Annotated in this window: 26 protein-coding genes; 8 read left to right on the forward strand and 18 right to left on the reverse strand. The window is 65.0% G+C overall.

The features are described 5' to 3' along the window. The first annotated feature begins 98 nt into the window (after positions 1-98). Both N5C28_RS13235 and N5C28_RS13240 read left to right on the forward strand, forming a co-directional pair. Positions 99-491 carry a helicase gene (locus N5C28_RS13235; protein ID WP_279822891.1) on the forward strand — a complete coding sequence of 131 codons (393 nt, stop codon included), beginning with the start codon at positions 99-101 and terminating at the stop codon, positions 489-491. Positions 492-572: 81 nt separating this feature from the next. Continuing rightward, positions 573-1,307: a hypothetical protein gene (locus tag N5C28_RS13240; protein ID WP_279822893.1), complete on the forward strand. Its 735-nt coding sequence runs from the start codon at positions 573-575 to the stop codon at positions 1,305-1,307. A 58-nt stretch (positions 1,308-1,365) separates the two neighbouring features. On the opposite strand, the gene N5C28_RS13245 is transcribed toward N5C28_RS13240, so the two are convergent. The 6 genes from N5C28_RS13245 to exbB form a co-directional block, all read right to left on the reverse strand. Beyond that, positions 1,366-2,772: an aminoacyl-tRNA deacylase and HDOD domain-containing protein gene (locus N5C28_RS13245; RefSeq protein WP_279822895.1), complete on the reverse strand. Its 1,407-nt coding sequence runs from the start codon at positions 2,770-2,772 to the stop codon at positions 1,366-1,368. Between the two features lie 91 nt (positions 2,773-2,863). Then, complete coding sequence (recG, locus tag N5C28_RS13250; protein WP_279822897.1) at positions 2,864-4,939, reverse strand: ATP-dependent DNA helicase RecG; 2,076 nt, start codon at positions 4,937-4,939, stop codon at positions 2,864-2,866. Between the two features lie 8 nt (positions 4,940-4,947). Next, positions 4,948-5,874, reverse strand: a complete 927-nt coding sequence (locus tag N5C28_RS13255) for a hydrogen peroxide-inducible genes activator (RefSeq protein ID WP_279822900.1) — start codon at positions 5,872-5,874, stop codon at positions 4,948-4,950. Positions 5,875-6,028: 154 nt separating this feature from the next. Next, positions 6,029-6,757, reverse strand: a complete 729-nt coding sequence (locus N5C28_RS13260; protein WP_279822902.1) for a TonB family protein — start codon at positions 6,755-6,757, stop codon at positions 6,029-6,031. Continuing rightward, the gene (exbD, locus tag N5C28_RS13265) at positions 6,754-7,179 is read right to left on the reverse strand and encodes a TonB system transport protein ExbD (protein ID WP_279822904.1); all 426 of its coding nucleotides are present in this window, start codon (positions 7,177-7,179) and stop codon (positions 6,754-6,756) included. The genes N5C28_RS13260 and exbD overlap by 4 nt, the downstream gene beginning before the upstream one ends. Positions 7,180-7,183: 4 nt before the next feature. Next, the gene (exbB, locus tag N5C28_RS13270) at positions 7,184-8,224 is read right to left on the reverse strand and encodes a tonB-system energizer ExbB (protein WP_279822905.1); all 1,041 of its coding nucleotides are present in this window, start codon (positions 8,222-8,224) and stop codon (positions 7,184-7,186) included. A 275-nt stretch (positions 8,225-8,499) separates the two neighbouring features. Between exbB and N5C28_RS13275 the strand changes: the two genes are divergently transcribed. Then, positions 8,500-9,357, forward strand: coding sequence for an NAD-dependent epimerase/dehydratase family protein (locus N5C28_RS13275; RefSeq protein WP_279822906.1), 858 nt, complete (start codon positions 8,500-8,502; stop codon positions 9,355-9,357). A 37-nt stretch (positions 9,358-9,394) separates the two neighbouring features. On the opposite strand, the gene N5C28_RS13280 is transcribed toward N5C28_RS13275, so the two are convergent. The 6 genes from N5C28_RS13280 to N5C28_RS13305 all read right to left on the reverse strand — a co-directional run bounded on the left by N5C28_RS13280 (position 9,395) and on the right by N5C28_RS13305 (position 14,784). Further along, entirely contained in the window at positions 9,395-10,135 is a 741-nt protein-coding gene (locus N5C28_RS13280) for a hypothetical protein (protein ID WP_279822907.1), read from the reverse strand. A 50-nt stretch (positions 10,136-10,185) separates the two neighbouring features. Further along, a complete protein-coding gene (locus N5C28_RS13285; RefSeq protein ID WP_279822910.1) occupies positions 10,186-10,566 on the reverse strand; it encodes a RidA family protein in 381 nt (126 codons plus the stop codon). A 68-nt stretch (positions 10,567-10,634) separates the two neighbouring features. After that, a complete protein-coding gene (spoT, locus tag N5C28_RS13290; protein ID WP_279822913.1) occupies positions 10,635-12,743 on the reverse strand; it encodes a bifunctional GTP diphosphokinase/guanosine-3',5'-bis pyrophosphate 3'-pyrophosphohydrolase in 2,109 nt (702 codons plus the stop codon). Positions 12,744-12,803: 60 nt separating this feature from the next. Beyond that, a complete protein-coding gene (gene rpoZ, locus N5C28_RS13295; protein WP_061238314.1) occupies positions 12,804-13,067 on the reverse strand; it encodes a DNA-directed RNA polymerase subunit omega in 264 nt (87 codons plus the stop codon). A gap of 116 nt (positions 13,068-13,183) precedes the next feature. Beyond that, a complete protein-coding gene (gene gmk / locus N5C28_RS13300) occupies positions 13,184-13,801 on the reverse strand; it encodes a guanylate kinase (protein ID WP_279822916.1) in 618 nt (205 codons plus the stop codon). A gap of 119 nt (positions 13,802-13,920) precedes the next feature. Next, positions 13,921-14,784, reverse strand: a complete 864-nt coding sequence (locus N5C28_RS13305) for a YicC/YloC family endoribonuclease (protein WP_279822918.1) — start codon at positions 14,782-14,784, stop codon at positions 13,921-13,923. A 141-nt stretch (positions 14,785-14,925) separates the two neighbouring features. On the opposite strand from N5C28_RS13305, the gene rph reads away from it, so the two are divergent. The 3 genes from rph to N5C28_RS13320 are packed head-to-tail and all read left to right on the forward strand — an operon-like array spanning position 14,926 to position 16,797. Then, positions 14,926-15,648 (forward strand): ribonuclease PH, encoded by a 723-nt coding sequence (gene rph / locus N5C28_RS13310; protein WP_279822920.1) that lies wholly within the window; start codon positions 14,926-14,928, stop codon positions 15,646-15,648. Positions 15,649-15,674: 26 nt separating this feature from the next. Beyond that, entirely contained in the window at positions 15,675-16,046 is a 372-nt protein-coding gene (locus tag N5C28_RS13315; protein WP_279822922.1) for a DUF4870 domain-containing protein, read from the forward strand. 55 nt (positions 16,047-16,101) lie between these two features. Continuing rightward, on the forward strand, positions 16,102-16,797 hold the full coding sequence (locus N5C28_RS13320) for a hypothetical protein (protein ID WP_279822923.1): 696 nt from the start codon (positions 16,102-16,104) through the stop codon (positions 16,795-16,797). A gap of 57 nt (positions 16,798-16,854) precedes the next feature. On the opposite strand, the gene N5C28_RS13325 is transcribed toward N5C28_RS13320, so the two are convergent. Next, positions 16,855-17,634 (reverse strand): exodeoxyribonuclease III, encoded by a 780-nt coding sequence (locus tag N5C28_RS13325; RefSeq protein ID WP_279822925.1) that lies wholly within the window; start codon positions 17,632-17,634, stop codon positions 16,855-16,857. Between the two features lie 93 nt (positions 17,635-17,727). Between N5C28_RS13325 and pyrE the strand changes: the two genes are divergently transcribed. Then, complete coding sequence (pyrE, locus tag N5C28_RS13330) at positions 17,728-18,369, forward strand: orotate phosphoribosyltransferase (RefSeq protein WP_279822927.1); 642 nt, start codon at positions 17,728-17,730, stop codon at positions 18,367-18,369. A 25-nt stretch (positions 18,370-18,394) separates the two neighbouring features. Further along, positions 18,395-18,988 carry a DUF4124 domain-containing protein gene (locus N5C28_RS13335; protein WP_279822930.1) on the forward strand — a complete coding sequence of 198 codons (594 nt, stop codon included), beginning with the start codon at positions 18,395-18,397 and terminating at the stop codon, positions 18,986-18,988. A gap of 11 nt (positions 18,989-18,999) precedes the next feature. Here N5C28_RS13335 and N5C28_RS13340 read toward each other — a convergent pair whose 3' ends face one another. From N5C28_RS13340 to coaBC, 5 genes are all read right to left on the reverse strand, one after another. Next, positions 19,000-19,446, reverse strand: a complete 447-nt coding sequence (locus N5C28_RS13340) for a thioesterase family protein (protein ID WP_279822933.1) — start codon at positions 19,444-19,446, stop codon at positions 19,000-19,002. Positions 19,447-19,571: 125 nt separating this feature from the next. Then, positions 19,572-20,477, reverse strand: a complete 906-nt coding sequence (gene argB / locus N5C28_RS13345) for an acetylglutamate kinase (RefSeq protein WP_279822935.1) — start codon at positions 20,475-20,477, stop codon at positions 19,572-19,574. Positions 20,478-20,505: 28 nt separating this feature from the next. Beyond that, positions 20,506-23,082 carry a phosphomannomutase/phosphoglucomutase gene (locus tag N5C28_RS23875; protein WP_347881266.1) on the reverse strand — a complete coding sequence of 859 codons (2,577 nt, stop codon included), beginning with the start codon at positions 23,080-23,082 and terminating at the stop codon, positions 20,506-20,508. 34 nt (positions 23,083-23,116) lie between these two features. After that, positions 23,117-23,572 carry a dUTP diphosphatase gene (gene dut / locus N5C28_RS13355; RefSeq protein ID WP_279822938.1) on the reverse strand — a complete coding sequence of 152 codons (456 nt, stop codon included), beginning with the start codon at positions 23,570-23,572 and terminating at the stop codon, positions 23,117-23,119. Between the two features lie 30 nt (positions 23,573-23,602). After that, positions 23,603-24,808, reverse strand: a complete 1,206-nt coding sequence (gene coaBC / locus N5C28_RS13360) for a bifunctional phosphopantothenoylcysteine decarboxylase/phosphopantothenate--cysteine ligase CoaBC (RefSeq protein ID WP_279822940.1) — start codon at positions 24,806-24,808, stop codon at positions 23,603-23,605. Positions 24,809-24,848: the final 40 nt, after the last annotated feature.

Here is a 24,848-nt window from a genome sequence, read left to right on the forward strand (position 1 = left end):
GAAAAAGCCGTCTGAAACCCGCCTTTGGATTGGCTGTAGTCCCCGCCGCAAACCGCTACAATGCGCCGCCGTTTCCATTACCCGCTGAGGCCGTGCGCATGAAATTCCGTTTTCTCCTGTGGATGCTGGGCCGCCTGATGGCCAAGGCGAGCCGTGAAAACCCCGACTTCCAGCAGCAGCTGGTCGACCGCGACATGGTATTCCAGCTGCACACCCTGGACGGCAAGATCGCCCGCCACTTCATCGTCAAGAACCAGCGCATCACCAGCAAGCGTGGCCCGGCTGCCGAGCCCGCCTTCGCTCTGGGCTTTCGCGATGGCGCCTACGGGTTCGCCACCATGAACGCGAAGAACAAGCAGCTGGCGTTCATGCAGGGGATCCAGAACAAGGACATCCAGATTCAGGGCAACCCGGCGCTGGTGCTGTGGTTCCAGGGCCTGACCAAATACCTGATGCCGAAGAAAAAAGCGGTCGAGAAAAAAGCCGCTTGAAGCGAGACGTCACATCTCGCATCTAGTCGTCACGCGACGCATTCGCTAGGCTGGGATCAGTTCCTGTGGAAGTCCCAGCCCATGCGCCTCAGCCTCTTTTCCCTGTTCTTCGTGGCCAGCCTGGCCAACGCTGCTCCCCCTGCTCCTGAAGCTTTCGCCCCGGTGTTCGAACTGGCCGGCATTCGCCTGCTCTGCGATCAGAGCGCGCCGCTGGTACAGCGCGGTATGGACGAGTCGCAGCACGCCGCGCTCGGACGCGCCTTCGCGGCCGATGCCTTGTGCCTGGACCTGGCCAAACGCCTGACCGGCAAGATCGACCAGGTGCACCTGGACAAGGCCCGCGAGCTGCTCGACAGCCCGCTGGCCCGGCGCTTCACCGAGGCCGAGCGGGCTGTCGGCGAAACAGGCGCCGACGGCCTGGCTGAATACCGTGCACAGCTGGTCGAACGGCCGCCGCGTAAGGATCGCCTGGAGCTGGTGCGCCGTCTGGACGCCGCCGCGCACACCACGGTGCTGGCGACGCTGCTGCGCTACGAGGTCGGCAAAACCCAGGCGCTGCTGGCCCTGAGGGCGCGGGGCGAGTCCCTCGATGAAGAAACGCTCGGCCGCCAGACCCAGGCCCAGGCTGACGCCTTGCGGGTGTCGAGTGCCCAGGCGGTGGAGTCGTTCATGCTGTACGCCTACCGGCAGATGCCCAGCGACCAGTTGACGGCCTATGCCGAGCTGTACGAACAGATACCCGTCGCCCGGTTGCTGGAAAGCAGCGCCGAGGCCCTGCCAGGGTTGTTCGCCGAGCGCCGGGCGGCGCTGAAATAGTCGGTAGTTGCGCATGAAAAAAGGGCCCTTATGGGCCCTTTTTCGTTGAGGCGCGGGCTCAGTGAGCGGAATGGAACTGGGCAGCCAGCTCGCGCAAGGCGACTTCGGCGGCCAGCACCTTGTTCACCGCGTCATCGGCCTTTTCCCGGGTCAGGCCCAGGCCGTCGTAGAGGCTCTGGGGAATCTCGCCTTGCGGTCCCGAGCCAATGCCGCGGTTGCGCAGCAGGCTCACCGCCAGGCACACCAGGTTCGGGTAGGCCGATTGCTCACCGGCGAAATCCGGGTCGTGCTGGAAGCGCAGGGCGCTGGCCAGCTCGTCCGGCATGTCCCAGTAGCGCATCAGCCAGGCGCCGATCTGCTCGCGGCTGATGCCCAGCAGGTGCTGCTCGATGTAGCTGTGCGGCACGTGGGGGTTGACCTCCAGGTGGCGGCAGATCAGCGAGAAGTGCGGCGGGAAGACGTGGGCCAGGACCAGGTAGCCGAAGTTGTGCAGCAGGCCGGCCAGGTAGGTCAGCCCGGCTTCGGGGCGCTGCGCGCGCGGCATGGCGCGGGTCAGGCCCTCGATGACCGCGGCGGTGTAGATCGCCTGTTGCCAGTAGGGGGTGGCGTGCTGCGGCTGGTCCTTGGGCAGGCTCAGGGTCTTGCCCAGGGCCAGGCCGAGGGCCAGGTTGATCACCAGGTCGAAGCCCAGCACGCGGACGATGGCGTCTTCCACCGAGCGGATCTTGCCCGGGGCGGCGTAGTACGGCGAGGCGGCCCAGCTGACCACCTGGGCGGCCAGCGCCGGGTCGGTTTCGACGACGCCGGTGATGTCGTCCACGGTAGCGTCCGGATCGACGCGCAGCTTGATGATCTTCTGCGCGGTTTCCGGCAGCGGCGGAATCTCGATGGTTTCTTCCAGGCGCTGCTGGATACGGCGCGCGGTGAAGGCCTGCACGGCCTGGGTGATTTCCGCGCGGTCGTCGTCGGGACGGTCCAGGTTCGGCCGGATGTTGCTCAGGGGCTCGCCGAAGCGGGCGGCGCTGGCCTTGCTCAGCAGGCTCTTGAAGGCCTCGGTGGACAGCTCCAGCAGCACGCCGGGCTGGCCCGACTCGACCAGCAGGCTCGGCATCTTCAGCAGGCGCTCGTCATACAGGCACGGCGAACTGGTGAGCGGCGGCAGGCCGGGCAGGACGCTGAGCTGGTGCTTGGCGAGCATGCGCTCCAGGCGCTCGGGCTTGACCGCCACCAGCTTGCGGCCGGTCAGTTCGGCCAGGCGGTTGAGGTCGAGCAGCTGGCTCTGCGGGTAGATGACCAGCAGGGCGCCGACCGCATCGTCGAGCAGCACGGCTTGTACACGTTGGTCAGCAGGCAGGTTGGGCTGGTCATTGCGCAACTGGTAGGCCAGGCCGAGCTTATCCAGCAGTTGCAGGATCACCGCGGGCGGGTGCGGTGTGGTGTCGGGAGCGAGGGCTACATCATTCATAAAGGATCCAGCTTTGAGGAGCACGTTCCCGGAGTATAACCAGCGGGTTTGGCGCTCGTAGGTGCCAGTGGTCGTAGCGGCGTGACTGAGGTCACACTTGGCCGTATTGCTGGCCGTGCCGCAGCCAGCGTTCGAGTAAGGGACTGACGTGCTGCGGCCAGCGTTCCATCAGGGCCTGCGACGCATCGCGCACGGCCGGCAGCAGGTCGGCGTCGCGCATCAGGTCGGCGACCTTGAATTGCAGCAGCCCGGTCTGGCGGGTGCCGAGCATCTCGCCGGGGCCACGCAATTCCAGGTCCTTTTCGGCAATGACGAAACCATCGCAGGTCTCGCGCATGATGCCAAGCCGTTCGCGTCCCAGTTGCGACAGCGGCGGGTGATAGAGCAGCACGCAGTGGCTGGCCGCGCTGCCCCGGCCGACCCGTCCGCGCAGCTGGTGCAGCTGGGCCAGGCCCAGGCGTTCGGGGTTCTCGATGATCATCAGGCTGGCGTTGGGCACGTCGACGCCGACCTCGATCACCGTGGTCGCCACCAGCAGTTGCAGGTGGCCCTGTTTGAAGCGGTCCATCACTTCGGCCTTTTCCGCCGGCTTCATGCGCCCGTGGATCAACCCGACGTTGAGCCCGGCGAGGGCGGCGACCAGGTCTTCATAGGTGGTTTCGGCCGCCTGGCAGGTCAGCTCTTCGGACTCTTCGATCAGCGTGCAGACCCAGTAGGCCTGGCGCCCTTCGTTGCAGGCCGAACGCACCCGCTCGATGACTTCCAGGCGGCGGCTGTCGGCGATCACCAGGGTGTTGACCGGGGTGCGGCCCGGCGGCAATTCGTCGAGGATCGAGGTGTCCAGGTCGGCGTAGGCGCTCATGGCCAGGGTGCGGGGAATCGGCGTGGCGGTCATGATCAGTTGATGCGGGCACAGGCGGCCGCCCACGCCCTTCTGGCGCAGGGCCAGGCGCTGCTGCACGCCGAAGCGATGCTGCTCGTCGATGATCACCAAGGCCAGGTTGCGGAATTTCACTTCATCCTGGAACAGGGCGTGGGTGCCCACCACCATCGGCACGCCGCTGGCGATCTGCTCCAGGGCCGCCGTGCGGGCCTTGCCCTTGAGCTTGCCGGCCAGCCAGGCGACGTCGAGGCCAAGGGGCGCGAGCCACTTGCTGAAGTTGAGAAAATGCTGCTCGGCGAGAATCTCCGTCGGCGCCATCAGCGCCACTTGATAGCCCGCCTCCAGCGCCTGCAAGGCAGCGAAGGCCGCCACCACGGTCTTGCCCGCGCCCACGTCGCCTTGCACCAGGCGCAGCATGGGCTCGTCCTGGCTGAGGTCGTAGGCGATCTCGGCACCGACGCGCTGCTGCGCCCCGGTGGGGTTGAACCCCAGGTTGGCCAGGAATTGCGCAGGCAGCCGCTTGGCCACCGGCAGGGCCGGCGCCTGCTGGGAGCGCACGCTTTCGCGCAGGCGCTGCAGGGAAAGCTGGTGGGTAAGCAGCTCTTCGAAGGCCAGACGGTGCTGGGCCCAGTGGCGCCCTTCAGCCAGCTCTTCGAGGTCGGCATCGGGTGGCGGCCGGTGCAGGTAGCGGATCGCCTGGTCCAGGGGGCTGAGCTGGTAGTCGCGGGCCAGTTCATCGGGCAGCCAGTCCGGCAGGCTGTGCGGGCCCAGGCGCGCCAGGGCCTGCTCGCTGAGCTGGCGCAGGCGCTGCTGGGTCAGGCCTTCGGTGGTCGGGTAGATCGGGGTCAGGGTCTGTTCTACGGCGATCGGTTCGTTGCCCGACAGCGCCCGGTATTCCGGGTGATAGATTTCCAGGCCCGAGGAGCCGGGACGCACTTCGCCGTAGCAGCGCACCTGGGTGCCGCGCTTGAGGCCCTCTTTCTGGGCCTGGCTGAAATGGTAGAAGCGCAGGCTCAGGGTGCCGCTGCCGTCCTGCAGGCGTACCAGCAGGCTGCGACGGCGGCCCATGACCACGTCGGCCCCGGCGACGATGCCTTCGACCACCGCATCCTGGCCCGGTCGCAGGGCGCCAATCGGCACGATGCGGGTGCGGTCCTGGTAGCGCAGCGGCAGGTGGAACAGCACGTCCTGCAGGTTCTCCAGGCCCACCTTGGCGAGTTTCTCGGCCAGGGCCGCGCCGACGCCTTTCAATGCGGTGACAGAAACCGCCGTCAGTTCGGTCATGGCCGGCGTTAGCCGTTTTGCGCGGGCGGACGGGCGACCGAGCACAGGCGGATCGAGTCAGCCAGGATCTCGATGGCTTTCGGCCGCGGGAAGCTGGCGCGCCAGGCGATGGCCACGGTGCGGAACGGCACCGGCGCGCTGAGCGGACGCACTTCGATCACGCCGGGGGCGTAGTGGTGGCTGTCCACGGCCGAGAACGGCAGGATCGACACGCCGAGGCCGGAGGCGACCATGTGGCGGATGGTTTCCAGGGAGCTGGATTCGACGGTGGTGTGCTTGGCGTGTTCTTCGCCGCCCTTGCGCAGGGTTGGGCAGGCTTCCAGCACCTGATCGCGGAAGCAGTGGCCTTCACCGAGCAGCAGCAGGCTCTTGTCGTTGAGCAGCTTGGTGTCGATGCTCTCCATCTCCGCCCAGGGGTGGCCGTGGGGCAACAGGGCGTAGAAGGGTTCGTCGTACAGCGGCAGGGTCAGGACGTCGGCCTCCTGGAACGGCAGGGCGATGATGATGGCGTCCAGCTCCCCGGTGCGCAGCTTGTCGCGCAGCACGTGGGTGAAGTTTTCCTCGATGTACAGCGGCATCTGCGTGGCCACGCGGTGCAGCTGCGGAATCAGGTGCGGGAACAGGTACGGGCCCACGGTGTAGATGGCGCCGATCTTCAGCGGCGCGGCGAGCTGGTTCTTGCCGGCCTGGGCCAGTTCGCGGATGCCCTGGGCCTGTTCCAGGACTTTCTGCGCCTGGGTCACGATGCCTTCGCCGACCGGGGTCAGGCGCACTGCGCTCTTGCTGCGCTCGAAAATCAGCACCCCGAGCTCGTCCTCGAGTTTCTTCACCCCGACCGACAGCGTGGGCTGGCTGACATGACAGCGTTCCGCCGCGCGGCCAAAGTGCTGTTCCTGGGCGAGGGTGACGATGTAGCGCAGTTCGGTCAGGGTCATAGTCTTAATCCATTGAGATGCGCCCAAGCATAGCGGCTGTATTCAATGTAACCAACTGCCGATCAGGGCTGACCGGCGTGCCGTGTGGGGTATTTGACGAAAAAGGCCCCGATCCACAGGTGCGGATCGGGGCCTGTTCAGCCTTCCTCAAGCCCTAGCGTCGATCCAGGGCATAGATGAAGGGGGCAACGATTTCCACGGTGCCGCCCTTGAGCATCTCGGCAGGCGGTGCCGGCAGCGGCTGGGCGCGGCGGATCATCTGCAGGGTCGCGCGATCCAGAGACGCACTGCCCGACTTGCCAGTGAGCGTGTACGACACGACCTTGCCGTTGCCGTCGATCACCATGTGCAGGCGGTTGACCCCTTCGATACCACGACGACGCGCGTCATCCGGGTAGCGCTTGTACTTGCTCAGGTGGCTGATCAGCTTGCTCTGCCACGTGACTTCCGCCTGGCTCGGTGCGCTGATGTTCGCCTGCTGAGGCGCCGCAGGCTTGCTGTCGGCAGTCGCGACCGGTGCTGGCGGCGTGTCCGCGGGTGGCGTCTCCTGCGGCTTGGCCTGTGGCGTCGGCTCGACCGGTTTCGGCGGCTTCGGCTTTGGCTTGGGTTTCGGCTTGGGCGGCGTGATGGCCAGCTTCGGCTTCGGGGCTTCGACCAGTTTGGGCTGCGGCTCGGGCTCTTCCGGCGCCACTTCGGGTGGCGGCGGAGCCGCGGGTGCCGGTGCTGCCAGCGGCTCCAGCTCGACCATCATCGCCGCGGGCGGCAGTTCGATCGGCTTGGCTTGCGGCTGCCAGTACAGGGCCCAGACGAAGAGCGCGACGTGCAGGCCGACCACCAGGATCAGGCTGCCGCTCCAGGATAGCGTGCGGCTGGATTTCTTCATTGCGCGCCGACCGTCTCCAGGCCGACCAGGCCGATCTTGAGGTAGCCGGACGAACGCAGGTTATCCATCACGCTCATCAGGTCGCTGTAGTTAACGTCCTTGTCGCCGCGCACGAAGATGGTTTTTTCCTTGTCCGCCTGGGTCAACCGATCCAGGGCTGCGCCGAGCTGGCCGGCGGCGACCTGGTCGTTGTCGAGGAACAGGGTGTTGTCGGACTTGATGCTCAGGTAGATCGGCTTGTCCGGGCGCGGCGCCGGCTTGGCGCTGGAGGCCGGGAGGTCGATCTTCACGTCCACGGTGGCGAGCGGTGCCGCCACCATGAAGATGATCAGCAGCACCAGCATCACGTCGATGAACGGCGTGACGTTGATTTCGTGGTTTTCCTGCAGATCGTCTGCGTTTTCGTTCAGGTGCAAACCCATGGCATCAGCCCGCCTTGACCATGTGCGGTTGCTGGCTGCGCTCGTTGGCCGGCAGGGTGTCGAGGTCGCGGCTGACCAGCAGCAGGACCTGGGCCGAGGCGTCGGCGACCTGCGCCTTGTAGGCAGCGATCGAACGGGCGAAGGCGTTGTAGATGATCACCGCCGGGATGGCTGCTACCAGGCCCAGTGCGGTGGCCAGCAGGGCCTCGGCGATACCGGGGGCGACGACCGCCAGGTTGGTGGTCTGGGTCTTGGCGATGCCGATGAAGCTGTTCATGATGCCCCACACGGTACCGAACAGGCCGATGAACGGCGCGGTGGAACCGATGGTGGCCAGGATGCCGGTCCCTTTGCTCATGTCGCGGCCGCAGGCGGCGACCAGACGCTCCAGGCGGAAGCTGACGCGCTCCTTGATGCCTTCTTTCTCGCGGCTGTTGGCGGAGAGTTTCAGTTCTTCGCGGGCGTCTTCGATGAGGATCTCGCTGAAGCTGTGCTTGGCGCGGGCCTGCTCGGTGGCCTGGGCCAGGTTGCGTGCACCCTTGAGGTCGACCAGTTCGCGGCGCAGGCGGCGACGGGCGCTGACCAGCTCGATGCTCTTGGCGATCCACACGGTCCAGGTCAGGATGGAGGCCAGGATCAGGCCGATCATCACGCTTTTGACCACGATGTCGGCGCTCTGGTACATGCCCCATGGCGACAGGTCGTGGAAGGCTTCTTCGGCAGCGGCTTCTTCATTCAGGGCGGCCCCGAGGTCGTTCAGCGAGCCGATCATGTTCGACAGCTCCTGTGCGGTCTCGGGCGCGATGCCGTTCTCGGTGAAGAACTGCGTGCGCACCTGGGCGAGTTGCTCAGGGGTGGCGTCCGGGCCAAGGGCTTCGATTTTCGCGTTCAGCTCTTCGACCAGGCGAGGATCGACAGCCGGTGCCACGGCACCTGCTGCGGCGGCATCCGGCGCTGCAGCGTTCGGTGTGGTGGCCGGTGCTTCCGCTGCAGGCGTCGTTGGGGCGCTTGGCGCGGCCTGTTCGGCCATTGCACTGAACGGCATGACCAGCAGGCTGAGCAGGAGGGCGGGAAGAACGCGCAGGCGTTGTGGCCGAGAGGCGACAATGAGTGGCTTAACGCTATGGGCGGTAGAGTTCATGCTGGCCGGACCTAGAGTGGGATAACGGTGACCGATGCCAAGAAGCTGGCATTGGCAAAAAAGGCTGAACATTATTGCAAGTAATTCTTGTTTATGAAAGCCGTTATGTAACTATATTACATTCAGTCTTCTATTTAGAGCGCTCGCGGACAGGTGGGCGAGCGCGTTCGAGGTGATCTATGGATGCGGTTGGAAGGGTAATGATTGCGGGCTGCGGCGATGTCGGCGGGCGCTTGGCGGTGAATCTGAGCGAGGCCGGCTGGACGGTGTTCGGCATGCGTCGCAATGTCGCAGCGTTGCCAGCGGGCGTGCTGCCGGTCGCTGGCGACCTGCAGGATGCATCGCGTCCAGCCCAGTGGCCGGAGGGCGCACTCGATTACCTGGTGTACTGCGCCGCGGCCACCCAGCACGACGAAGCGGGTTATCAGGCCGCCTATTTCGACGGCCTGCGCAACGTGTTGAGCTGGCTGAAGGAGACGGGCCAGCAGCCGCGCCGGCTGTTCTTCGTATCCAGCAGCGGGGTGTATGGGCAAAAGGACGGTGAGTGGATAGACGAGTCCTCACCCGCCGAAGCCCAGGCCTATTCCGGACGGGTGATGCTGGAGGCCGAGCGCCTGGCCTGGCAGAGCGGCATCCCGGCGACCTCGGTGCGCCTGACCGGTATTTATGGACCTGGTCGCGAATGGCTGCTCAAGCAGGTGCAGATGGGCTATCGGGTGGTCAGCGAGCCTCCGCTGTACGCCAACCGCATCCATGCCGACGACTGTGCGGGCCTGCTGGCCTTCCTGGTGCAGGCCGATGCCCGTGGCGAAGCCCTGGATGAGCTGTATATCGGGGTGGACGACGAACCGGCGCCGTTGCACGAAGTGGTGGCCTGGCTGCGCGATGCGCTGCAGGTTACCGAGTGGGCGGAAGCGTCCACGGTGCGCCGTTCCGGCAGCAAACGCTGCAGCAATGCCCGAGCCCGTGCACTGGGCTGGGCGCCGATCTATCCGAGTTACCGCGAGGGCTACGCGGCCGTTCTGGCCGGACGCTGAAGCGGGCAGCCAGGCGCAGCACGCGCCTGGCCCCGGGTCACTGGCGTTCGAGCAGCCAGGTGCGGTTGCCGGGGGTGTACTCGGGCATTTCATCGATCCGGGCGCGGTTGCGCGCTTCGAGGATTTCCAGGCGATTGCCGTCATGGACGAAAATCCATGGGCTGCCCTGGTCGCCGAGTTGCAGCCAGATGCTGTCGTTTTCGCCGCTCATGGCGGCGCAGTCACCGGCCAGGCACAGGGCGAAGCGGTTGGCGCCCGGCAGGCCTTCGAGGTTGCCGTCCGGGTGGAACAGCACCAGGCCGCCCTGGCCGGCGCCTTCGATGATCTTCCAGGTGCCGCCCAGGTAGGTCTGGTAGAGCGCGTACTCGAAACTGCTGCCTTTGGGGGCATTGGCGTCGGTGCCGGTGTTGGCGGCGCGGACGAAGCGCTGTTCCGGCAGGTTGGCGCTGGCGTTCTGCACCAGGTCCTCGTCATCCAGGCTCAGTTGCTCATGGATGTCGTCGCCATAGAAATCGATGCGCCAGCTGTTGCCGTCCTGGCCGACCAGCTTGCCCTCGACCTGCTCGAAGCCGTTGCTGTAGCTGGCCGAGCCCGCGTCGGCATCGATCTGCCATTCCAGGTTGGGACCGTAGGCGAGCAGCGACTCGCGCAGCTTGCCTTCCTGGTTCGCCTCGTCGATGGCGGTCTGGTTGATCCAGATGCCACTGGGATCGACCGCCGCACTGGAGCAGCCGCCGAGCAGGGCTGCACCGAGCAGCAGGGGGAGGGCGTGACGCATCGAGCATTCCTTTCCGGGGCGCAAGGCGGGGCGAACCTCGCCGCAACGACTTATTCGAGTACCAGGATGGCGTCCATTTCCACTTGCGAGCCGCGCGGCAGCGAGGCAACGCCGATGGCGGCGCGGGCCGGGTAGGGCTGCTCGAAGTAGCGGCCCATGACCTCGTTGACCTTGGCGAAGTGCGACAGGTCGGTGAGGAAGATGTTGAGCTTGACGATGTCCTTGAACGAGCCGCCAGCGGCTTCGGCCACAGCCTTGAGGTTTTCGAAGACCTGAACGGTCTGTGCTTCGAAGCCTTCCACCAGTTCCATGGTCTTCGGGTCCAGGGGGATCTGCCCGGACATGTACACGGTGTTGCCGGCCTTGATCGCCTGGGAGTAGGTGCCGATCGCGGCGGGGGCCTTGTCAGTGCTGATCACGCTCTTGCTCATGGGAACTCCTGTTTGTATGAGGGGGTAGTGAGGCTTGGCTGGCGCCGGCTTTGCCAGCGCCAGGCGGCTTAGGCGCGAACCCGGGTGATGCGGATGACGCCGGTGAGGGCGCGCAGCTTCTTGATCACGCGGGCGAGGTGAACACGATCATGCACGCTGACGACCAGCTGGACCACGCTGATGCGGCCGTCGCGTTCGTCCATGCTGATCTTCTCGATGTTGCCGTCGGCGGCGTTCACGCTGCTGGCCAGCAGGGCGATCAGGCCGCGCTGGTGTTCCAGCTCGACGCGCAGCTCGACATTGAATTCGCCAGCGACATCCTTGGCCCAGGACAGCTGGATGCATTTTTCCGGGTTGTGGCGGATGTCGCCGATATTGCGGCAGGTTTCCAGGTGCACGACCATGCCCTTGCCCGCGGACAGGTGGCCGACGATGGGGTCGCCCGGGATCGGCGTGCAGCACTTGGCGTAGCTCAGCACCAAGCCTTCGGTGCCGCGAATCGCCAGTGGGCCTTCGGCGCTCGGCAGCTCGTCGCCGTCACTGGCCAGCAGCCGGCGTGCAACCACGTAGGCCATGCGGTTGCCCAGGCCGATGTCTTCCAGCAGGTCTTCCTGGTACTCCAGGCGGTACTCGCCCAGGACTGCTTGCACGCGTTCGGCCGGCAGTTTTTCCAGGTGGCTGTCGAAGCCCGCCAGGACCTTGTTCAGCAAGCGCTCGCCGAGGCTGATCGACTCCGAGCGGCGTTGCAGCTTGAGCGCATGGCGGATGTGCGTGCGGGCCTTGCCGGTGACCACGAAATTCAGCCAGGCCGGGTTCGGTCGGGCGCCTGGCGCGGTGACGATTTCCACCGTCGAGCCGCTTTCCAGGGCCTGGGACAGTGGCGCCAGGCGGCGGTTGATGCGGCAGGCGATGCAGGTATTGCCGACGTCGGTGTGCACCGCGTAGGCGAAGTCGACCGCCGTGGAGCCTTTCGGCAATTCCATGATGCGGCCCTTGGGCGTGAACACGTAAACCTCGTCCGGGAACAGGTCGATCTTCACGCTCTCGATGAATTCCAGCGAGTTGCCGGCGCGTTGCTGCATTTCCAGCACGCCCTTGACCCACTGACGCGCCCGGGCATGGGTGCCCTTGGGCTGGTCATCGTCGTTGGACTTGTAGAGCCAGTGCGCGGCGATGCCGTTGTTGGCCATCTCTTCCATTTCGCGGGTGCGAATCTGGATCTCGATCGGCACGCCGTGCATGCCGAACAGCGTGGTGTGCAGCGACTGGTAGCCGTTGGCCTTGGGGATCGCGATGTAGTCCTTGAAGCGCCCGGGCAGCGGCTTGTAGAGGTTGTGCACGGCGCCGAGCACGCGGTAGCAGGTGTCGACCTTGTCGACGATGATGCGGAAGGCGTAGACGTCCATGATCTCGTTGAAGGCCCGACGCTTGCCGCGCATCTTCTGGTAGATGCCGTACAAGTGCTTCTCGCGGCCCATCACATCGCCTTCCAGGCCCTCGCGTTGCAGGCAGTGGAGCAGCGACTCTTCGATCTTGTTGACGATTTCCTTGCGGTTGCCCCGGGCGCGGCGCACGGCGGCGCGAATGCGCTCGGAGCGCATCGGGTGCATGGCCTTGAAGCCCAGGTCTTCGAACTCCACGCGCATGCTGTGCATGCCCAGCCGGTTGGCGATGGGTGCGTAGATTTCCAGGGTTTCCTTGGCGATGCGCCGGCGTTTCTCGCCGGACAGGACTTCCAGGGTGCGCATGTTGTGCAGGCGGTCGGCCAGCTTGACCAGGATCACGCGAATGTCGCGGGCCATGGCCATGGCCATCTTCTGGAAGTTTTCAGCCTGGGCTTCGGCCTTGGTCTCGAAGTTCATCTGGGTCAGCTTGCTGACCCCGTCGACCAGTTCGGCCACGGATTCGCCGAACTGCGCATGCAGGGCTTCCTTGGCGATACCGGTGTCTTCGATCACATCGTGCAGCATGGCCGCCATCAGGCTCTGATGGTCCATGTGCATGTCGGCCAGGATGTTCGCCACCGCCAGCGGGTGGGTCACATAGGCTTCGCCGCTCCGGCGGCGCTGGCCGTCGTGGGCTTGTTCGGCGTAGAAGTAGGCGCGACGGACCAGGTTGACCTGGTCGTGGCCGAGGTAGGCCGAAAGTCGATCGGCGAGGGCGTCTATGCTCGGCATGGAGCTACTCCCTGCCGATCCGGATGACCCTGCGCCGTACGACGTCGACCAGGCATAGGCTTACAGAGGCTCGTTCGCCTCTTCCTCGAATGCAGCGAACAGCGGCTCTTCTTCGACGATGTCGTCCTGGGCGATCACTTCGTAGTCAACCAGGCCGGCTGCGATTTCACGCAGGGCGACGACGGTCGGCTTGTCGTTTTCCCAGGCTACTTTCGGCTCTTTGCCGCCGGTAGCGAGTTGACGGGAACGCTTGGTGGCGAGCATGACCAGCTCGAAGCGGTTATCAACGTTGTCCAGGCAATCTTCGACGGTAACGCGGGCCATGGTGTTCCTCGTAGCAAATGCAGAATAGAGCTGGGCCCGGATGGGCGAGCGGACTGAATAGTCTAAAAAATCACCAGCATTAAGGGAAGCACTGTTTTATCGCGCTTTATAAGCGGTCAGTTCAGCAATTCCCCGAGTAAGCCGGCGTGGCGCTGTTGCTGGGGGCTCTGCAGCAACTGGTTGGCGCGGAAAATCGCCTTCAGGTCGCTCAGTGCGTGGGCGAAGTCATCGTTGATCACCAAATAGTCGTACTCGACGTAATGGCTCATTTCGCTGACCGCTTCGCGCATGCGGCGCTCGATGATCTCGCCGCTGTCCTGGCCGCGGTTGGTCAGGCGGTGGCGCAGGGCCTCGAGGGTCGGCGGCAGGATGAAGATCGATTTGGACTGCGGCATCAGGCGGCGCACTTGCTGTGCACCCTGCCAGTCGATTTCCAGGATCAGGTCGAAGCCTTCGGCGAGGGTCTTCTCCAGCGAGCGCTGGGAGGTGCCGTAGAAATTGTCGAAGACCTGGGCATGCTCCAGGAACTCGCTCTGTTCGAGCATGGCCGTGAACTGCGCATGGTCGACGAAGTGGTAGTGCACGCCGTTTTCCTCACCCGGGCGCATGGCGCGGGTGGTGTGCGACACCGACACGCGGATCTGCGGGTCGCTGTCGATCAGTGCCTTGACCAGGCTGCTTTTGCCGGCGCCGGAGGGCGCGGAAACAATGTAGAGGGTGCCGGTGGTGGTCATAAATGTTCCTGGAAAACAGTGTCGGGCGTCTGGCCTGGCGAGTGGCTGTCTGCTGAATGAACCCAGTTTACCTCTGTCGGGTCGCCTTTCTAGGCGGATTCAGCAGGGCGTGGCCGTTTTCATTCGATGTTCTGGACCTGTTCGCGCATCTGCTCGATCAGCACCTTCAGGTTCACCGCGGCATTGGTGCTGCGGGTGTCGAAGGCCTTGGAGCCCAGGGTGTTGGCCTCGCGGTTGAGTTCCTGCATGAGGAAGTCCAGGCGGCGCCCGGCTGCGCCCCCGGCCTTGAGGACCCGGCGCACTTCGCTGACGTGGGTGTTCAGGCGATCCAGTTCTTCGGCGACGTCACTCTTCTGCGCGAGCACCACCAGCTCCTGCTCCAGGCGCTGCGGGTCGAGCTCGGCCTGCATTTCAGCGCAGCGGTCGAGAATCTTCTGGCGCTGACCGGCGAGCATGTGCGGCACCAGCTCGCGCAGGGTGCTGACTTCTTCGAGGATGCTGTCGAGGCGTTCGTTGAGGATCTTCGCCAGCTCGGCGCCTTCACGCTGGCGGCCGTTCTTCAGCTCGGCCAGGGCCTGGTTGAACAGCGCCAGTGCGGCCTTGTTGAGCGCCTGCGGGTCGGTGGCATCGGCCACCAGTACGCCGGGCCAGCCGAGGACTTCCAGGGGATTGAGTGCTGCCGGCTGCTTGATCAGGCCGGCCACACTTTCGGCGGCGGCGACCAGTTGGGCCGCGCGGGCCAGGTCGACCTGCAGCGGCTTGCCGGCGCTGTCCTCGACGATGCGCAGGGTGCATTCCACCTTGCCACGCGAGAGCCCCTGGCGCAGTGCTTCGCGCACCGCTCCTTCGAGGTCGCGGAACGATTCCGGCAGGCGCAGGTGCGGTTCGAGGTAGCGGTGATTGACCGAGCGCAGCTCCCAGCTCAGGGTGCCGATGGCCACAGCCTGCTCGGTGCGGGCGAAGGCAGTCATGCTGTGGATCATGGGGCGGACCTCTCGGAAAAGTCGGAACGAAAGGCGCAGGATTGTAGCGCACCGTGCCGGCCACACCCAATTGGTCATGTCGCCGGGGTGCCATGCACCCTATAATGCCGGGCAGATTTTACTCCAGAGCAGGTATTCCCGATGAAACGTCCCAGTGGCCGCGCCGCCGATCAGTTGCGCTCGATTCGCATCACCCGCAACTACACCAAGCACGCCGAGGGCTCGGTTCTGGTGGAGTTCGGCGACACCAAAGTGATTTGCACGGTCAGCGTGGAGTCCGGCGTACCGCGCTTCCTCAAGGGCCAGGGCCAGGGCTGGCTGACCGCCGAGTACGGCATGCTGCCGCGGGCAACCGGCGACCGTAACCAGCGCGAGGCGAGCCGTGGCAAGCAGGGCGGGCGCACCCTGGAAATCCAGCGCCTGATCGGCCGCTCCCTGCGCGCGGCGCTGGACATGTCCAAGCTGGGCGAGAACACCCTGTACGTCGATTGCGACGTGATCCAGGCCGATGGCGGTACCCGTACGGCGTCGATCACCGGCGCCATGGTCGCCCTGGTCGATGCATTGAAAGTGATCAAGAAGCGTGGTGGTCTCAAGGGCGGCGATCCGCTCAAGCAGATGATCGCCGCCGTGTCGGTGGGTATGTATCAGGGTGAGCCGGTGCTCGATCTGGATTACCTGGAAGATTCCGCCGCCGAAACCGACCTGAACGTGGTGATGACCAGCACCGGTGGCTTCATCGAGGTGCAGGGCACCGCTGAAGGCGCGCCGTTCCAGCCGGCCGAGCTGAACGCCATGCTGGCGCTGGCACAGCAGGGCATGGGCGAACTGTTCGCCCTGCAGCAGGCTGCGCTGGCTGATTGACAGACCCCAACCCCAGGAGCGTGACGATGGATGAGCTCTCGCAATCCCCTGTTCCGACACCCGACCGGGAAGCGCGTCAGTGGGCGATGTTCTGCCACCTCGCGGCGTTCCTGGGGTTCGTCTTCCCCTTCGGCAACCTGATCGGGCCGCTGATTGTCTGGCAGATCAAGAAGGACCTGGACCCGTTCATCGATGAGCAGGGCAAGGAAGCGCTGAATTTTCAGATCACGGTGATGATCGCCATGGTCATCAGCGTGATGCTGATGCTGGTGGCGGTTGGCATTCTGCTGACGGGCCTGGTGTTCATCGGCGCCATCGTCCTGACCATCATTGCCGGGATCAAGGCCAATGAAGGGCGCGCGTATCGCTACCCGTTCTGCTGGCGGCTGGTGAAGTGAGTTGTTGAGTCGGGAGCACTCGCGGGCTCCCATTGCAGTCATGTTAGGAGTGGTAATGAAGGTACGGATACTGGCGCTGGTGCTGTTGTGCATGGGCGTGGTGGGCTGCAACGAGGCGCCCGGCGCCCTGGCTGCGGTCCAGGAGCGGGTGCAGATTCAAACGCTCAAGCGCGAAGCGGAGCAGCTTCACGACAGCGGGCAGACCGAGCAGGCCATCGCCCAGTTCGAACGCGTCGTGCAGAGCCCCGCAGCGACCGACCTGCAGAAGGCCGACTCGTTGCGCTACATCTCGCTGGGCTATTACGAACTGGGGGATTACCCACGTTCGGGCGAGTATGCGGCGAAGGCAGCGGCGTTCTATCCGGAAGGCAGCTACGACTACCTGGTGAATATGGCCGACGCCGACCTCATGCTGGATCGGGTGCCGGAGGCCGTTGCCAAGCTGGAGCGGGCATTCCTCCTGGCACCGCGGCAACTGGCGGTCAACAACGTGCTGGGTCTGGTCTATCTGGGCGACAACGGCGCCGAGTACATCGACTACCGCAAGGCACTGCAGTACAACAAGGCGGCCTTCGAGATCGCGCCGGGCCGTATCACCGAGATCGTGCTCGCGCGCAATTACCTGGAGCTCGAGGAGTACGAACTGGCCCGCCAGCACTTGAGCGACCTCGGCCAGCGCTATGCCGATGATGCGTATATACAGACCCTGCTCGCTCAGGCAGAGGCCGGGTTGGAGCAGGCGGCGCAGTAGCGGTGCGTGAGAGATCGATCCATGAAAAAAGCCGGCTGATGCCGGCTTTTTTCATGTTCAGACGCTGAGAATCCAGTCGTAATCGACGATCAGCGGGGCGTGCTGCGAGAAGCGCGGCTGGCGTGGCAGGCGCGCCGTGCGGACGCTGCGGCGCATGCCGGGCGTCAGCAACTGGTAGTCGAAGCGATAGCCCAGGTTGAGCATTTCCGCCTGCTCGCTGTCCGGCCACCAGCTGTACTGGTCGGCCTCGCGGTTGACTTCGCGCAGGGCGTCCACGTAGCCCATGGTGCCAATCACTTCATCCAGCCAGGCACGCTCAGGCGCCAGGAAACCCGGCAGCTGCTGGCAGTCGCGCCAGTTCTTCACGTCCAGCTTCTGATGCGCCACGTAGAACGAGCCGCAATAGATGTACTCGCGGCGCTTGCGACGCTGCTTGTCCAGATAATGGGTGAAGTCGTCCATGAACTTGAATTTCTGATTCAAGCTCTCGTCGCCGCCCTGCCCGGATGGCATGAGCATCGTGGCGATACTGACTTTGTCAAAATCAGCCTGCAGGTAGCGCCCATAGCGGTCGGCCATTTCAAAGCCGAGGCCGCTGATTACCGCCTTGGGTTGCAACCGCGAGTAGAGTGCCACGCCACCTTGGCTCGGTACTTCTGCATCGCAGGCATAGAGGAAATAGCCATCCAGTTGGAGGGCTTGGTCGTCCAGTTCAAAGGCGGAGGCGCGGGTATCCTGCAGGCAGATGACGTCGGCATTCTGTGCTTGCAGCCAACTGAGCAAACCACGCTCGACTGCAGCCTGAATACCATTCACGTTCACACTGATGATCCGCATAAATGGCCCCCAAAAACACGTGCGTGTATGATACCCGAGCTCACGTCCAATTAGCTAAATTCCTAGCCAAATCCGTGCCGTCCGGGATTTTCCATGCAAGCGTACCAGCGCGAATTCATTCGTTTTGCCATCGAGCGCGGGGTTCTGCGCTTCGGTCAGTTCACCCTCAAGTCGGGGCGTACCAGCCCGTATTTCTTCAACGCCGGCCTGTTCAGCAGCGGCCTGGCGCTGGCCCAGCTGGGGCGTTTCTACGCCGCGGCGATCGTTGAAAGCGGTATCCCGTTCGACGTGCTGTTCGGCCCGGCCTACAAGGGCATTCCCCTGGCCGCGACCACTGCGGTCGCCCTGGCCGAGCACCATCAGCGTGACGTGCCCTGGTGCTTCAACCGCAAGGAAGCCAAGGACCACGGCGAAGGCGGCACCCTGGTCGGTGCCCCGCTGACCGGCAACGTGCTGATCATCGATGACGTGATTACCGCCGGCACGGCGATCCGCGAAGTCATGCAGATCATCGATGCCCAGGACGCCAAAGCGGCCGGCGTGCTGATCGCCCTGAACCGTCAGGAGCGGGGCAATGGCGAGCTATCGGCCATCCAGGAAGTCGAGCGCGACTTCAATATGCCCGTAGTGAGCATCGTGTCACTCGAACAGGTACTGGAATATCTGGCGGGGGATGCTGAACTCAAGCAGTATCTGCCAGCGGTGCAAGCCTATCGCGCCGAGTATGGAATCTGACCCACGACAATAAGGTGCTGCCCCGATGCCCAATCCGGCCATGATCCGCTGTTCGCTGTTGTTCGGCTTACTGCTGCCGGTCCTGGGGCATGCTGCGGAGCTGTACCGCTACGTCGATGACAAGGGAGTGACCGTCCTCAGTCGCCAGGGCGTGCCGCCGGAATTCATCGCCAAGGGTTATGAAGTGCTCAATGACCAGGGGCGCGTGGTCAAGGTGGTGCCGCCCGCGCCGAGCGCCGAGGAAATGAAGCGCCTGGTGGCGGACAAGGCCCGTGCCCGTTCCGACGCGCAGTTGCTGCGCCTCTACACCAGCCCCGATGACGTCGATCGCGCCCGCGAGCGCAAGCTGAACGAGCTGGACGGCCTGCTCAGCGTGGCCCGCGGCAACCTGCAGTCGGTTCGTACCCAGCAGTCCAACCTGCAGAGCCAGGCTGCCGATCATGAGCGCGCGGGCCGGCCGGTGCCGGATCAGTTGCTGCGACAGATCGACAACCAAAAGGCCGAGCAGCGGCGTCTGCAAAAAGACATCGACCGCTACCAGGCCGCCCGTAAAGAGGCCGAGGCCAGTTTTCTCGCCGACCGTAACCGGCTCAGCGAGCTGCTCCTGCGTCGTCCCTGAGTCGCCCGCCGTTACTGCTCGGGCGCCTGCCGCTCGTACTCATTGATCCGGTGGCGTAGCCACTGCGGCAGCGCCTTGCTGCTGCGGCTCGCGCTGTCCGCATGGACGTAGATGATCTCGCCGGCGGTCAGCGCTTCCCCGGCCCGCCAGATACCCAGATGAAAACTCAGGCTGGAGCGCCCCAGGCGCCCTGTGCGTATGCCGATCTCCAGCAGGTCGTCGAAGCGGGCCGGCGCCAGGTATTCGAGCACCGTCTTGATGGCGAAGAAATCGCCGCCCTCCTGGCTCAGGTCGGCCGGGTACTGGATGCCCAGGGCGCGGAAGTACTCGGTGATGGCGACATCGGCGTAGGTCAGGTAATGACCGTTGAACACGATGGCCTGAGGATCGACCTCGGACCAGCGCACCCGTAGCGAGTGGAAGAAGGTGAAGGCGTCGCGGGCGGGAATGGTCGTCATGGCAGAACCCTGTTGGTCGATCACTGGAGCGTCGACGAGGGCCGGCCGGAGGGCAAGGGGGAGGTGGGTCTATTCAGGAGGCGAATCAGCCCGATTGCCCGGGCTGATTCATTCAGGTACCTGGATCAGTGGCGCTTGCGGTTGCAGATCAGGGTGCCGACGCCGCTGTCGGTGAAGATTTCCAGCAGCACGGCGTTGGGCACGCGTCCATCGATGATGTGCGCGCTGATCACGCCGCCCTGGACCGCCTCGAGGGCGCAGCGGATCTTCGGCAGCATGCCGCCGTAGATCGTGCCGTCGGCGATCAGGCCGTCGACCTGCTCGGTGGTCAGGCCGGTCAGCACCTTGCCTTCCTTGTCCATCAGGCCGGCGATGTTGGTCAGCAGCATCAGCTTTTCGGCTTTCAGTGCTTCGGCCACCTTACCGGCCACCAGGTCGGCGTTGATGTTGTAGGACTCACCGGACGGGCCCACGCCAATCGGCGCGATGACCGGGATGAAGTCGCCCTTCACCAGCATGTTCAGCAGGTCGGTGTTGACCCCGGTGACTTCGCCGACGTGACCGATATCGATGATCTCGGGCTGGGTCATTTCCGGGGTCTGGCGGGTGACGGTCAGCTTCTTCGCGCGAATCAGCTCGGCGTCCTTGCCGGTCAGCCCGATCGCGCTGCCGCCATGGCGGTTGATCAGGTTGACGATGTCCTTGTTGACCTGGCCGCCGAGTACCATCTCCACCACGTCCATGGTCTGGGCGTCGGTGACGCGCATGCCATCGATGAAGTGGCTTTCGATCGACAGGCGCTTGAGCAGGTCGCCGATCTGCGGGCCGCCGCCGTGCACGACCACCGGGTTGATGCCGACCGCTTTCATCAGAACGATGTCACGGGCGAAACCGGTCTTCAGCTCGTCGCTTTCCATGGCGTTGCCGCCGTACTTGATCACCAGGGTCTTGCCTACGAAACGGCGAATGTACGGAAGCGCCTCGGAAAGTACTTTGGCGACGTTGCTGGCGGCATCACGTTCAAGGGTCATGCAGGGGCTCCAAGGCTGAATCGGCGGATCAGAACGGTAGGGTGATATCAGGTGCGACGCTGTACAGCTGGGCACGGAACACATCTTTTATGCGTTCGAGCTCCTGCTCGCTGTCCGCCTCGAAGCGCAGGACCAGCACCGGCGTGGTGTTGGAGGCGCGAACCAGGCCCCAGCCTTTCGGGTAATCGACCCGCACGCCGTCGAGAGTGGTGATGTTGCCTTCACCCCAGACACCGTCGCGCTGCAGGCTGTCGATGATGCGGAACTTGGTCTGCTCGGTGACCTGGATGTTGATCTCCGGCGTGGAAATGTCGCTCGGGAAGGCGCTGAACACCAACTCGGCGTCGCGCTTGTCCTGGCTGAGGATTTCCAGCAGGCGGGCGGCAGCGTAGATGCCGTCGTCGAAGCCGAACCAGCGCTCCTTGAAGAAGATGTGGCCGCTCATTTCGCCCGCAAGCAGGGCGCCGGTTTCCTTCATCTTCTTCTTGATCAGCGAGTGACCGGTCTTCCACATCACCGGGCGACCACCGTAGCCACTGATCAGCGGGGTCAGGCGACGGGTGCATTTGACGTCGAAGATGATGTCGGCGCCCGGGTTGCGCGAGACCACGTCCTTGGCGAACAGCATCAGCAGGCGGTCCGGGTAGACGATGGTGCCGGTGTTGGTCACCACACCGACGCGGTCACCGTCGCCGTCGAAGGCCAGGCCGAGGTCGGCCTTTTCCGATTTCACCCGGGCGATCAGGTCGACCAGGTTCTCCGGCTTGCCCGGGTCCGGGTGGTGGTTGGGGAAGTTGCCGTCGACTTCGCAGTACAGCGGAATCACGGTGCAACCCAGCGCTTCGATCAGTTGCGGGGCGATGACACCAGCGGCGCCGTTGCCGCAGTCGACCACCACGCGCATGGGCTTGGCCATGGCGATGTCGTCGCGGATCTGCTTGAAGTAGCGCTCGAGCACATCGACCTGCTCGACGGTGCCAACACCGCTGGCCAGGTCGTTGTTGTCGATGCGGGTCTTGAGCGCCTGGATCTGTTCGTTGGCGAGGGTGTCGCCGGCGATGACGATCTTGAAACCGTTGTAGTCCGGCGGGTTGTGGCTGCCGGTCAGCATCACCGCGGACTTGCCGCTGAGGATGTTGGCCGCGTAGTAGACCACCGGGGTCGGGACCATGCCGACGTCGCTGACATGGCAGCCACAGTCGAGCAGGCCCTGGATCAGTTGCTGGGTCAGTTCCGGCCCGGACAGGCGGCCGTCACGGCCCACGGCGACATTCGGCTCGCCCTGGGCGAGGCTCTGCGAACCAATGGCACGACCGATCCAGTAAGCGGTTTCCGCTGTCAGGCTGCTGCCCACCACGCCACGGATGTCGTAGGCACGGAAAATATCGGCAGGAAGTTTGGGTGCGGCTTGCGGGGTAGTCATTGCGAGGGTCTGCTCCAATCCCAGGAGGTCCTGGTCTTCGTCGAGAATGTCGATATCGAGGATATCGGTGTCTTGGAACAGCGGGTCGACCAGTTCTGCCGGCTTGGTCGGGGCGACGGGCTTGGCAGGACTGCGTTCTGGGGCCGCTGCGCTTTCATTGGCCCGACGGGGTAGCCGGGCCAGCGTCTGTGCCAGTACATCGAGAGCCGGCACGCTCAAGCTGAAGGGTTTGACGGTCTTGCCCGCGGATAGTTCTTTGATCATTTGCACCAGCTGGCTGACGTCGCCGAGCAGGCGCCGTTGCAGGCTGCTGTTGAGCAGCACCAGGCCGGCCAGGGCGCCGGCCAGCGCCAGCAGGGCGGCGACGGCCAGCAGCACCGGGGAGAACGTCGAGGCGGTCAGGGCCGGGCCGGCGGTGAACGCCAGGGTCCAGTTCGGGTTGCCGGTGCCGAAGTTCTGCGCCGAGCCTTCGCCCTGGCCGCGCTGGGTCAGGACCTGGGGCGCGGTGTTGCCGAATTTCTGCAGCAGCTGGACCTGGCCCACGCCGTCGGGCAGTGCCGGCAGGCTGGCCAGCAGGCGCTCAAGGTCGACCACCAGCAGCAGGGTGCCCTGCATCGGCTGGTCATCGTTCAGGCGCACGGGCGCGGCGCTATACACCAGCCAGCGCTGGCCGACCTTGTAGGCTTCCGCGGCCGGAGGCTGGCCGTTTTCGAGGCGGCGCAGCAGGTCCAGGGCGGCGAAGTTCATCGGCGCGGTACGGCCCATGTCCTGAACTGCCTGGCCGCGTACGTTGAGGTGCGCGTCGACCACCCCGTCCCAATAGCCGAGGCTGCGTTCGGCCGCACGAACCTGGTTGATGTCCTGGCTTTGCAGGGCCTGCAGCAGCTGCGGGTTGCGCGCGGCGGCACGGGTATCGGCCGTCAGCTGCTTGAGTGCCTGCTGCAAGGCGGCTGCCTGGCCGCCGCCCCAGGCCTGGTTGAGCTGCTGCAGACGTTGCTGGTTGGCGCTTTCGAACACGCCAATCCACAGCAACCCGGCAGCCAGCACCAGGCCCGCCACGGCGGCGATGGCGCCCGGCAGCAGGTTGTTGGCGGTCTGGCCATTGCCGGCGCCACCTTTCTTGGCCTTGCTGGGCTCGGCAATCAGTGCGGCATCCTTGGCGGCGCGCTTGAAGAGTTTCATCGAACGTCTCCCTGGCAAATTGTCCTGTGGCGAATCAGTGGCTGCCTGAATGTCCGAAGCCGCCGGCACCGCGCTGGCTTTCGTCGAATGCTTCGACCAGTTCGAAGTGGGCCTGCACCACAGGCACCAGGATCAGTTGGGCGATACGCTCGCCGATGGCGATGGTGAACGCGCTCTGGCCGCGGTTCCAGCACGACACCATCAGCTCGCCCTGGTAGTCCGAGTCGATCAGGCCGACCAGGTTGCCGAGCACGATGCCGTGTTTGTGGCCCAGGCCGGAGCGCGGCAGGATCATGGCCGCCAGGCCCGGGTCGCCGATGTAGATCGACAGGCCGGTCGGGATCAGTACGGTCTGGCCGGGTTCGAGGGTCAGGTCCTGCTTGAGCATGGCGCGCAGGTCGAGGCCGGCGGAACCGGGCGTGGCGTACTGCGGCAGGGGGAATTCACTGCCGAGGCGAGGGTCGAGGATCTTGGCTTGTAGCGCGTGCATGTCAGGCTCTGTGGTCGGTGAGTGGGGGCGTCAGGCGGGCAGGCGGGTGGCGATGAAGTCCACCAGTTGCCGGGCGATCTTGCCCTTGCTGGTCTGTGCGAAGCTGCTCTGGTGCAAGGCGCGGTCGATGATGGTGATCGCGTTCTCTTCGCTGTTGAAGCCGATGGTGGGGTTGGCCACATCGTTGGCGACGATCAGGTCGAGGTTCTTGTCCTTGAGCTTGCGCGAGGCGTACTCCAGCAGGTTTTCGGTTTCGGCGGCGAAACCGACGCTGAACGGACGATCGGCGCGGCTGGCCAGGGTGGCGAGAATATCCGGGTTGCGCACCATTTGCAGGAGCAAACCATCACCGCTGGTAGGGTCTTTCTTCAATTTGTGCTGGGCTACCACTTCCGGGCGGTAATCGGCGACGGCGGCGGCAGCGATCAGGATGTCGCAGGGCATCGCTGCCTCGCAGGCGGCGAGCATGTCGCGGGCGCTGACCACGTCGATGCGGGTGACCCGGTCCGGCGTCGGCAGGTGCACCGGGCCGCTGATCAGCGTGACCTTGGCGCCGGCTTCGGCGGCGGCCTCGGCCAGGGCGAAGCCCATTTTCCCCGAGCTGTGGTTGGTGATGTAGCGCACCGGGTCGATGTTTTCCTGGGTCGGGCCGGCGGTAATCAGTACGTGCTTGCCGTTGAGCGCCTTGCGCTGGAAACAGTCGGCAGCCAGCTGGGCGAGGGTCTCGGCCTCCAGCATGCGGCCGGGGCCCACGTCGCCGCAGGCCTGTTCGCCGGCAGCCGGGCCGAACAGACGCAGGCCGCGTTCCTTGAGCAGCTCGGCGTTGGCCTGGGTGGCCGGGTCGCGCCACATGGCCTGGTTCATTGCGGGCGCCAGGGCCACGGGGGCATCGGTGGCCAGCACCAGGGTGGTCAGCAGGTCGTTGGCCAGGCCCTGGGCCAGGCGCGCCATGAGGTCGGCGGTGGCCGGGGCGACCAGCACCAGGTCGGCCCAGCGCGCCAGCTCGATATGACCCATGGCGGCTTCGGCAGTCGGGTCGAGCAGGTCCATGTGAACGGGGTGGCCGGAGAGGGCTTGCAGCGTCAGCGGGGTGATGAACTCGCGGCCGCCCTGGGTCATGACCACGCGCACTTCGGCGCCCTGGTCCTTGAGTCGGCGAATCAGCTCGGCGCTCTTGTAGGCGGCAATGCCGCCGCCCACGCCGAGAATGATGCGTTTCCGATACAGCCGCTGCATAGGCCTGCCTTTTATAAGGGTGGATGTGCGGCGTGGCGAT

The organism is Pseudomonas sp. GD03944 (assembly GCF_029839275.1).
In the GTDB taxonomy this organism is placed as follows: Bacteria; Pseudomonadota; Gammaproteobacteria; order Pseudomonadales; family Pseudomonadaceae; genus Aquipseudomonas.